Annotated in this window: 8 protein-coding genes; 3 read left to right on the forward strand and 5 right to left on the reverse strand. The window is 31.4% G+C overall.

Annotation, left to right across the window (positions count from 1 at the left end; genetic code table 11):
- Window positions 1-648: 648 nt before the first annotated feature.
- From ilvN to V5787_RS12360, 5 genes are all read right to left on the reverse strand, one after another.
- Window positions 649-1,167 carry an acetolactate synthase small subunit gene (gene ilvN / locus V5787_RS12340; protein ID WP_336893508.1) on the reverse strand — a complete coding sequence of 173 codons (519 nt, stop codon included), beginning with the start codon at window positions 1,165-1,167 and terminating at the stop codon, window positions 649-651.
- 3 nt (window positions 1,168-1,170) lie between these two features.
- The gene (gene ilvB, locus V5787_RS12345) at window positions 1,171-2,883 is read right to left on the reverse strand and encodes a biosynthetic-type acetolactate synthase large subunit (RefSeq protein WP_336893509.1); all 1,713 of its coding nucleotides are present in this window, start codon (window positions 2,881-2,883) and stop codon (window positions 1,171-1,173) included.
- A 27-nt stretch (window positions 2,884-2,910) separates the two neighbouring features.
- Entirely contained in the window at window positions 2,911-4,590 is a 1,680-nt protein-coding gene (gene ilvD, locus V5787_RS12350; RefSeq protein ID WP_336893510.1) for a dihydroxy-acid dehydratase, read from the reverse strand.
- A gap of 295 nt (window positions 4,591-4,885) precedes the next feature.
- Window positions 4,886-5,668 (reverse strand): tRNA pseudouridine(38-40) synthase TruA, encoded by a 783-nt coding sequence (gene truA / locus V5787_RS12355; protein WP_336893511.1) that lies wholly within the window; start codon window positions 5,666-5,668, stop codon window positions 4,886-4,888.
- Window positions 5,669-5,676: 8 nt separating this feature from the next.
- A complete protein-coding gene (locus V5787_RS12360) occupies window positions 5,677-7,218 on the reverse strand; it encodes a hypothetical protein (RefSeq protein ID WP_336893512.1) in 1,542 nt (513 codons plus the stop codon).
- 384 nt (window positions 7,219-7,602) lie between these two features.
- Between V5787_RS12360 and V5787_RS12365 the strand changes: the two genes are divergently transcribed.
- The 3 genes from V5787_RS12365 to V5787_RS12375 form a co-directional block, all read left to right on the forward strand.
- Window positions 7,603-8,763, forward strand: a complete 1,161-nt coding sequence (locus tag V5787_RS12365; RefSeq protein ID WP_336893513.1) for a 2-isopropylmalate synthase — start codon at window positions 7,603-7,605, stop codon at window positions 8,761-8,763.
- Between the two features lie 482 nt (window positions 8,764-9,245).
- Window positions 9,246-9,755, forward strand: coding sequence for a hypothetical protein (locus tag V5787_RS12370; protein ID WP_336893514.1), 510 nt, complete (start codon window positions 9,246-9,248; stop codon window positions 9,753-9,755).
- Window positions 9,756-10,458: 703 nt separating this feature from the next.
- A partial coding sequence (locus tag V5787_RS12375; protein WP_336893515.1) for a transposase occupies window positions 10,459-10,647 on the forward strand: 189 nt, incomplete at its 3' end.

The following is a 10,647-nucleotide window of genomic DNA, read 5'->3' on the forward strand; positions in this document are numbered from 1 at the left end:
AAATCACAAATGCTATCTGCAAAAGTAGGTGTTATTTGTAGTTTCATGGCTTGAATATACATCTTAATAAGCTAACAAACAATGATTTATATCCTAAGTTTGGATGTTTGTTTTTGTCATGTACCTTGCAACGGTCTTAAAACAACATAATTCCTAGATTTCACATCTACTATTCCTCTATAAATATGGTCACAGGGAGTCCTGACCAATTGGTCAATTTTAGCATTTTTATCAATTCGTAGTTTTAACTGACACCCATCATTTATAGGATATTATTTGCTCATCTAAATGCTGCCAATTGTATCCAGAAGAATAAAAACCACCTTATATTCTTCTAATCTACAGCTATTTATCATGGTTCTTAATAGTTGTTTGATCCTGAGTTAGCATTGGAAAATGTCGCTAGTAATTATAATTGAAACGACACAAATACACGTGCATTTAAAACGTGAAATTAAAAACTATAAATAAACACAATGAGAACAGTAAATACTTTATCAGCAGCCATAGTCCTTTTTCAAGAACACCTATATTGTATATCTTTAGGATTCAGTTATAGTTTCTTTCATACGCACAACTTTCGGAACAAGAAAGATTTATGTTTTTATCCATTCAGGAGGAAAGGAATTAATCCCTTCCTTTTGAAAATTAAAAGTTTTTTAATTGTTCTGAAATTCTCATTTCAGTTTTCGATACAGAAATCCTACCTGTTCTTACAAACTGCATAATTCCATAAGGAATCAATTGATCATACAAGTCTTCTGTTTCCTTTCTAAATCCCGTTTTTTCAATTACAAAGAATTTAGGATTTACCGTTACAATTGTCGCATGACTGTTTTTGATGATATTTTGAATTTCTCTTTTATCAAATAATAAGTTAGAAGCTATTTTATACAAAGCAGTTTCATGAAAAATAATCTCATCATCTGTATGATAATATGCTTTGATCACTTCTATTTGTTTTTCTAATTGCCCCACAAGTTTCTTAACAGCCACTTCTGTCATTATTGCTACAATTGTAAACCGATGAACACTTTCAATTTCAGATTTAGAAACATTCAAACTCTCTATATTGATGTGTCTTTTCAAAAAAATAGTTGCAATTCTATTTAATAATCCAGGATTGTTTTCTGTATAAACAGAAATCGTAAATAATTGTTTTTCCATTTTTTATTCTTTTAATCTTACATCTGAAACACTTGCGCCTGTTGGCACCATAGGAAAAACATTATCTTCCTTTTCAATCATCACCTCTAAGAAATAAGATTCTTTTGAAGCAATCATTTCTTTAACGGCAGCAGCCAAATCTTCTCTTTTAACAACTTTCTGTGCTTTTATATCGTAAGCTTCTGCCAACTTTACAAAATTAGGGCTTATCATTTCGGTGGACGCATATCTTCTATCAAAAAACAACTGTTGCCATTGACGAACCATACCTAAGAATTCATTGTTTAGTACAACAATTTTCACCGCTGCTTTTGTTTGTAAAATAGTTCCTAATTCCTGACAAGTCATTTGATAACCTCCATCACCGATAAAAGCGACGACCTCCCTTTCTGGTGCTCCCATTTTTGCGCCAATTGCAGCAGGTAATGCAAACCCCATGGTTCCTAAACCTCCAGAAGTAACATTACTTCTTGTTGTTGTGAAATTAGCATAACGCACTGTAAACATCTGATGTTGACCTACATCAGAAACTACTATTGCATCTCCATTTGTCTCTTTATTAACTTGGTTAATTACTTCTCCCATAGTTAATCCTTCTTTCGTTGGATTTAATTGCGGAATGATAACTACCTCTTCCTCTATTTCTCGATATTTCTTGAATTCATTATGCCATGCATCGTGATTCATCTTATTGACAAATGGTAATATTTTAGATAAAGTATCTTTTGAGTTTCCAAGTACCGCAACATCTGTTTTTACGTTTTTATCAATCTCAGAGGGATCAATATCAAAATGTATCACTTTTGCTTGAGTTGCATATTTAGATAAATCACCAGTTACACGATCGTCAAAACGCATACCAATAGCAATTAACAAATCGCACTCGTTAGTCAATTTATTGGGTCCATAATGACCATGCATTCCTACCATTCCTACATTTAACGGATGATTCGTTGGCAATGCAGACAAACCTAAAACTGTCCAAGCAGATGGAATTCCTGCTTTTTCAATCAATGCTTTTAGTTCAACTTCCGCTTCTCCTAAAATAACTCCTTGACCAAATATGATAAATGGTTTTTTAGCAGCATTTATTAACTCAGCCGCATCTTTTATCTTTTCAATATTCATTTCAGGAATTGGCTTATAACTTCTTATTGAAGTACATTTTTCATAAGAATAATCCAATTCACTTAATTGTGCATCTTTTGTAATGTCAATCAAAACAGGCCCTGGTCTACCAGATTTTGCTATATAAAAAGCTTTAGCAATTGCAATAGGTATATCTTGCGCCTTTGTTACTTGAATATTCCATTTTGTAATAGGTGCAGAAATACTAATTACATCCGTTTCTTGAAATGCATCTGTCCCTAATAAATGAGAAGCAACTTGACCTGTAATACACACCAAGGGTGTAGAATCTATCTGTGCATCTGCAATACCTGTTATTAAGTTAGTTGCACCTGGACCAGAAGTTGCCAAACAGACTCCCACTTTTCCTGTAACACGCGCAAAACCCTGAGCAGCATGAATAGCTCCCTGCTCATGACGTGTTAATACATGATGTAACTTATCTTTATATTTATATAATTCATCGTAGATCGGCATAATAGCACCACCCGGATACCCATAAGCCAAATCAGCACCTTCTTCTAAAAGAGCTCTTACAACAGCTTCCGCTCCTATAATTCTTTCGGTTGATTTATTTTTTGTTTCCATAATTAATGTCAACTTTTATTTTAATTCTTAATACTTATCTGTTACACATCCTTCTGAAGCAGTGGCTACAGATCTAGCGTATTTAAATAAAATTCCTTTCGTGTGTTTTAAAGCAGGTTGCACCCAGTTTGATTTACGTTTAGCTATTTCTTCTTCAGAAACTTTTAAAATAATTGAATTATTCTCTGCACTGATTAAAATTTCATCTCCTGTTTCTACTAGACCTATCAAACCTCCTTCTTGTGCTTCTGGCGTAATATGACCTACTACAAATCCATGAGTTCCTCCAGAAAAACGACCATCTGTAATCAATGCAACAGATTTACCTAATCCGGCACCCATAATTAAAGAGGTAGGCTTTAACATTTCTGGCATGCCTGGTCCTCCTTTTGGTCCTACATAACGAATCACAATAATATCTCCTCTTTCAACTTCTCCATTAGAAATTCCAGTATTAGCAGCTTGCTCTCCATCATAAACAATTGCCTTTCCTTCAAAAACCAATCCTTCATTTCCTGAGATTTTTGCTACTGCACCTTCTTCTGCGAGGTTACCATATAAAATTTGCAAATTCCCTGAAGATTTCAATGCTTTATCCGTTGGAAAAATCACATCTTGTTTATCGAATTCCATAGGTTCAACATCCGCTAAATTCTCAGCCAAAGTTTTACCTGTAATTGTCATACAGTCACCATATAAATATCCATTATCTAATAGATATTTCATGATTGCTGGAGTCCCTCCTACACCATGAACATCTTCCATCAAGTATTTACCTGAGGGTTTTAAATCAGCTATTAATGGAGTTCTATCAGAAACTTTTTGAAAATCTTCCAATGTGAATTCAATATCAGCTGCATAAGCGATTGCTAGATAATGCAATACGGCATTTGTAGAACCTCCTAATGCATTTACTAAAGCTATTGCATTTTCAATCGACTTTTTAGTAATAATATCTTTTGGCTTTAAATCTATCTCAAGCAAATTTTTCATTGCCAAAGCTGTACGCTCTGCCTCGGATAATTTGTTTGGATTTTCTGCTGGAATAGAAGAATTATAAGGCAATGCCATTCCCATACATTCAATTGAAGAAGCCATTGTATTTGCAGTATACATGCCTCCACAAGCACCAGCTCCTGGAATTGCTGCTTTGATAATTTCTTTATATTCTTTATCATCTATTTCTCCTGCTACTTTTTGTCCTAAGGCTTCAAATGCTGAAACGATATTTAGTTTTTGTCCTTTATAATTACCTGAACGGATTGTGCCTCCATATACCATGATAGATGGACGATTCAATCGTAACATAGCAATAATTGCTCCTGGCATATTTTTATCACAACCGACAACACCAATCAAACCATCATAACTTTGAGCATTAACAACAGTTTCCATAGAATCTGCAATAATATCTCTAGAAGCTAAAGAATAGTTCATTCCAGAAGTACCCATTGAAATACCGTCACTTACACCAATAGTATTAAAGACCAACCCAACTTGCTCAGATTTATTTACTTCTTTTTTGATTTCAGCTGCTAAGTTATTCAAATGCATATTACATGGGTTTCCGTCATAACCAGTACTTGCAATACCGATTTGAGGTTTATTCATATCATCATCTGTTAAACCGACCGCATATAACATCGCTTGAGAAGCAGGTTGTGACTCATCTTGTGTTATTCTACTACTATGTTTGTTTAATGCCATTTTATTCGTTTTTATATTCTTAAAACAAGAACATTTATAAATCTATATTTACTTTTTTAAGCAAATATAATATTGCCTTAATACATTCTTGATAATTTCTTTAATATACTACGCTATTCAAGCAAGCAATTAAAATCTCTATACACTGGCAAACAGATGGATACGATTAAAAATATACAATGATAAACTAAAAAAAACGTACTGTTTTTACTGTAGATTTTACAGTTTGCAAATATCTAAGTATAATATTTGAAATTCAATGCCTCAAATAGAATAATACCAGTAATGAAATTATTTAATTAAAAGAAAGAGAATTCAAAGTCAAACCAGAGGCTGGAGCCAATTCTTTTAAAGTATTAGAATTTGGATTTCTTAATGTATCCTTTATAAAATCAAGAGTAACCTCCCCTTTCCCAAGCTGAAACAAAATTCCCATCATCAATCGAATTTGATAACGCAAGAAACCGTTTCCTTTTACTTTAAACATATAACTTTTTTTTGGAAAAAAACTAGCTGTTAGTTCTATGTTTTCAGTAATTTCACAAGAAATTATTCCACGTTCAAATACGGTATTTTCAGATGGTTTATATGCGTAACGCTGAAAGTTGTGATTTCCTTCAAATAATTTTGCTCCCAACTGCATCAACTCAATATCTAAATTTCCAAAAACACCTAACATAAAAGGAGAGCAAAAAGGATGAATTTTCTCACCGAAAGAAAACAAATACGTGTATTCTTTTTCTTTGGAGTCTTGTATCACATTAAAGGAAGCATCTACTTTTTGAATTGATAAAACTCTAATATCACTGGGAAGACTTTTGTTTAATCTACCTTTTAAATCATCCTCATTTATTTCCTCATCGACAAATAGCTCAAAGGCTGACTCGTTTGCAGAAACCATCATATCTGTTCTACTTGCTCCAAGTACCTTAAAGTTTGTATGCTTAAACACAAAAGAAAGTGTTCTTTCAACCATTTTCTGAACGGTTTTCACGTTTGGCTGAACTTGCCACCCATGATAACGAAATCCTAAGTATTGAAATTTTACGAGATAATAGTATTTCTTGTTTTGGGACATATCAAAAGTTAAACTCGAGATCTCATTTTTCTTTTTACAACTTCTTCTACCGGAATCCCTTCAATATTTGACTCCAACCAAGAAAGAATATCAAGGTATAGAAACGCTCTTTTTTCATAGGGATGATTTTCAAATTCTTTTAATTCTTTATGAAGTTTAATAAAAGCACTTTTCAATTCTCTTGGATACAAAGAAGTCAAATTTCTTAAAAATTTAATCATCTTTTTCTGTACTTCATACAAATTGTCCATTTTCAATAAAAATTTATAAGTAGACTTAATCAGCTCATCTATATTTTGGTCTTGGCCTGATTCATAATGTGCAACCAAATTTAATACTCGGGTATAACACAACAAATCATCACGCATTTTCAATTCCTTATTTCGAATAATTTTATTCAAATACAAAATACAATTATCATAATCACCAGCACCAAAATACATACAACCAATCTTATAATAAAATAACATTACATAGTGTACGTCTATTTTTTTACCAAAAATATTCATTTGACGCAATACCTCGGGTACAAATTCAGTTCCTTTTACAAACTCACCATCTAAGTAATACAAATTTATTTTATGAAGAATCAAATATAAATTTGCCAACAACAAAGTGTTTTCGTTTACAAAAAAACGACGGTATTCTATGGAATCCTCAAGTGAAATTAAAGTTTCATTGAATTTATAAGTTTGTTCTAAACAAAAAAGAGACTCTAAAGAATAGTTGACTGCTTTTAAATAAAAAACAGGATGTAATTGTTTCATGTATGGATATTCCTCAAACAAGGCAACTAGCTTTTGAGAATAACGATAACACGACAGAAAATCTTGAATTATAAAAGCACGCCATAAATTGGCTTGGAACAAAAACATTTTACCAGTAAATCCTTGTTCTTCAAAAACAAAGTTAGGCAAACGAGCTTCATAATAATCATTTACCGTTTTATAATCATTATCATTTCGAACATATCCATATTTTAAAAACCAGCTATAGAGTTGTAAAGACAAATTAGACAGTTTAGAAACAATAACAATTTTAGCACTAATATTTTTAGCTTCTACAGCAAGTACATCTGCACGATCACACATCGACCTGGTTATATATTGTGATTCAATAACCTTCTCTAATTCAATTAATTCATAGGCTAAAGTATATTCTTCTTTACTTATAGCAACATTTTTTGTTTTATCTAAAATCTTTAAACTTTGTTTATACAAGCCTTTATTGTAAAGAATAGTTGCAAAATCTAATTGTTCCCGAATCTGAGTCCTTGTATTTTGATGTATAGGGCTCAATCGCAAACTTATCAGTATTTGTTTATACAAATGGGCTTTAGAATTTGAAACCTGTTGTTTTTTAATATTTGTCTTTTTTAAAATTAGCTGTTCGTCATAAACATCTATTTTATCAATAACCGTAAACAATGCCATAAAGTTAGCATCAGAATTTCCTCCTAACCTGCCTGCATATAATTTAAACTGTCTCTTTTCTGATTTCGACAATGATTTAATCAATAAAAAAAGAGAATCTTTTTGATCTAAGGGCATATTAATCACTTTTATAAGTTTCTTTTACTAAAGAAACAAATTTACTACATTTTTTACGTTTTTCTTAAAAAGACAGACAATTTGAATATCACCTACCAAATTCTATGAAATCTTATGAAAAAAGTGAATACCTACTAATTTGCAAAGTTATTTTTTCATAAATAAGAAACACAAACTATGGTAAACTAACGGTTTTATTCCAAACTACAATTTCACAAACATTAATTAGCCATTGTAAAAAGAAAAGACCTTACTAATTCTACATCAATACATTAACCGATATTTTAAAAGGATTGAATACAGTAATAAATGTGTATTAAGGAATAAAGCAAGGTATAAAAGGGCTATTTTTGAAGAATCATTAAAACACAAACACAAGGAAAAATGAGTGATAATCATGTTCAAATTTTTGACACAACCCTAAGAGATGGTGAGCAAGTACCTGGATGCAAATTAAATACTTCTCAAAAACTAATCATTGCAGAGAAATTAGACTTATTAGGTGTTGATATCATTGAAGCTGGTTTTCCTGTTTCAAGCCCTGGTGATTTCAATTCTGTTGTTGAGATATCAAAATTGGTGAAAAACGCAACTGTTTGTGGATTAACAAGAGCTCATGAAAACGATATCAAAGTTGCCGCTGAGGCCCTGACTTTTGCTAAAAGACCAAGAATTCATACAGGAATTGGAACTTCCGAGTCTCATATCAAATATAAATTCAACACAACTCCTGAAAAAATTATTGAAAGAGCACAGGCTGCTGTCAAATATGCTAAAGGATTTGTAGAAGATGTTGAATTTTATGCAGAAGATGCAGGAAGAACAGACAACGAATACTTAGCTCGTGTATGCGAAGCAGTTATTAAATCTGGAGCTACCGTTTTAAATATTCCTGATACAACTGGTTATTGTTTGCCAGAAGAGTATGGAGCAAAAATAAAATACCTTAAAGAAAATGTAAAAGGTATTGAAAATGTAATTTTATCATGTCATTGTCACAATGATTTAGGAATGGCTACAGCAAATGCAATTTCTGGTGCTATCAACGGAGCAAGGCAAATAGAATGTACAATTAATGGAATTGGTGAGAGAGCTGGAAACACAGCTTTGGAGGAAGTTGTAATGATTTTTAAACAACACCCTAATTTGAACTTATTCACTAATATAAACAGCAAATTACTTTACAGTACAAGCCAATTAGTTCAAGAGTATATGGGAATGTATGTACAACCTAACAAAGCTGTTGTTGGAGATAATGCATTTGCTCATAGTTCTGGTATCCATCAAGATGGAGTTATTAAAAACCGTGAAACCTATGAGATTATGGACCCAGCAGATGTTGGAGTCACAGAGTCATCTATTGTTTTAACTGCTCGTAGCGGTAGAGCTGCGCTAGCTTACAGGTTAAAACATAACGGATATGAGTTAACAAAATTACAATTAGACGAAACCTATCCTGAATTCTTAAAGTTTGCTGACACTAATAAAGAAATCAACGATGAAGATTTACATATCATAATGGAAAAATGCCAAATTAAGGCATAAATTAGATCTTGTAAAAGCAGATAGGCTCTTTAATTAATATTTGAATAACAGTATTACTGTTATGTTTTTCAAAGAAACAAACTCCGTAATCATAGAATTATTTCTATTAGTGATATTTTCATTAACTTTATATGAATAAAACATAAAGAACCCACTAGTTTACAATACAATTTTTCGTTTTTTAGGATTACCGATGATTTTAAACCTGCTGAATTCAACTAATAAGTGCTTTTTTTTAATTTGAGTCTTAGATTCTCTATTTTCAAAACAAAAAACTTGGTTTTCCTACCTTTCATGTCCTTATGAAGGAAACGGTTTGGGTTTTCTTCAGGACACACATAGCAATTTAAATAGGATGGTAAATAACAGCCAAAATATTTGGACAAAAACAAACGCTTAAATTAAAAATTAATTTTTTATAAGATTTAAACCTTTGATGAAAACTCAAGTCAAATAACAAAATTCATTTAAAAACATCATATATGGCAATTCGAAAATCTCCATTTCAAGTTAGGGTAATACATCGGTATTTAGGTTGTTTTTTATCAGGTATAATGTTCGTATATGCCTTAAGTGGAATAATTATGATTTTTAGAGAAACGAATTTCTTAAAAAAGGAAGTCATTATAGAACATCAACTTGAGTCAAATTTAGCAGGAAATGAAATTAATCCAAAGTTAAAAATAGGAGTAAAAGTTGAAAAGAAAGAAGGTGATGTTTTATATTTCAAGAAAGGGAACTATAATCAAAAAACGGGTATCGCAATTGTTAAAAAAATGAAACTACCGTTTGTCCTTGAAAAAATGGAAAAGCTTCACAAAGCCACAACCAATAGTCCTTTGTACTTTTTAAACATCTTTTTTGGTATATCTCTATTGTTTTTTGTGTTATCTGCATTTTGGATGTACACACCAAAAACGCCTATTTTTAAGAAAGGTATGTACTTCGCAATCGGTGGAGTAATTTTGACCTTAGTTCTATTATTTGTTTAATGAATGAACAGATGAGAGGATGTCAGAAGTAGAAATAAGACCAAAGAACGTAAAAAAACGAAGAATATAACCCGCTATTAAGCCAAATCTATAGATATTGTTTCTCCATAGATTTATAGATTTATAAAATGGAAGAAAAAAACATTAACTACTTAGCTTAAAAAATGAGATTACTCAGGCTCTTTTAGAATAAAAAAGAGTAAAACATATTGCTGAGAAACTGAATAGAACAAGTTCTACAATAAGTGAGAATGTTAATAATCCATGTAAAAAACACAATGCTCAATTAACTCAATCGTGTGTAATACCAATTTTATTTTTAAATGACATAATAATACTTTGGAATGTTTTTTATTCAGATAAGCAATAAAAATAGAAGCATAGCCCCGTTACGGTTTTGTTTTTGTGTGAAATATAAATGAAAAAAATGATGTAAAAGATGATTATTGGCAATTCCTCCAATAGTACGATGACTTGTAGCCTACCGTTTTAGAACCTTTCATACCCGATGAACAATAAAAAGGTAGATAATTCTTAAACTTAAAGAAACTTTTTTTTACAAAAAAAACATCAAAAAATTTGGAGAAATCAATATCTTTATGATGTCAAAATGATATCATTTAAAATCAACACTTATGAAAGAATAAAAAATCTGAGTTAGTCATTTAGTTTCTGTGTCTTAGTGTCCTTAAATATAACAGATATGGATGTTTTTCAAGGTCAAAATATACTGAGTTTTATAAAAGAACTACCAAATGATGAAGCTTGCAAAGCTTATTTGGCAAAAACAAAATGGTCTGAAGGTTTTATATGTAGTAAATGTTGTGGCACAAAAGGCTGTGAGAAATCAGGCTATAATTATCATTGTTATGGTTGTCAGCACGTAGAAAGT

This window comes from Flavicella sp. (genome assembly GCF_037132785.1).
GTDB lineage: Bacteria > Bacteroidota > Bacteroidia > Flavobacteriales > Flavobacteriaceae > Flavicella.

Coding starts and splice junctions, on each gene's coding strand:
- V5787_RS12370 (WP_336893514.1), top strand. CDS start 9,246: ATGGCAATTCGAAAATCTCCATTTCAAGTTAGGGTAATACATCGGTAT.
- ilvB (WP_336893509.1), bottom strand. CDS start 2,883: ATGGAAACAAAAAATAAATCAACCGAAAGAATTATAGGAGCGGAAGCT.
- truA (WP_336893511.1), bottom strand. CDS start 5,668: ATGTCCCAAAACAAGAAATACTATTATCTCGTAAAATTTCAATACTTA.
- ilvN (WP_336893508.1), bottom strand. CDS start 1,167: ATGGAAAAACAATTATTTACGATTTCTGTTTATACAGAAAACAATCCT.
- V5787_RS12365 (WP_336893513.1), top strand. CDS start 7,603: ATGAGTGATAATCATGTTCAAATTTTTGACACAACCCTAAGAGATGGT.
- V5787_RS12360 (WP_336893512.1), bottom strand. CDS start 7,218: ATGCCCTTAGATCAAAAAGATTCTCTTTTTTTATTGATTAAATCATTG.
- ilvD (WP_336893510.1), bottom strand. CDS start 4,590: ATGGCATTAAACAAACATAGTAGTAGAATAACACAAGATGAGTCACAA.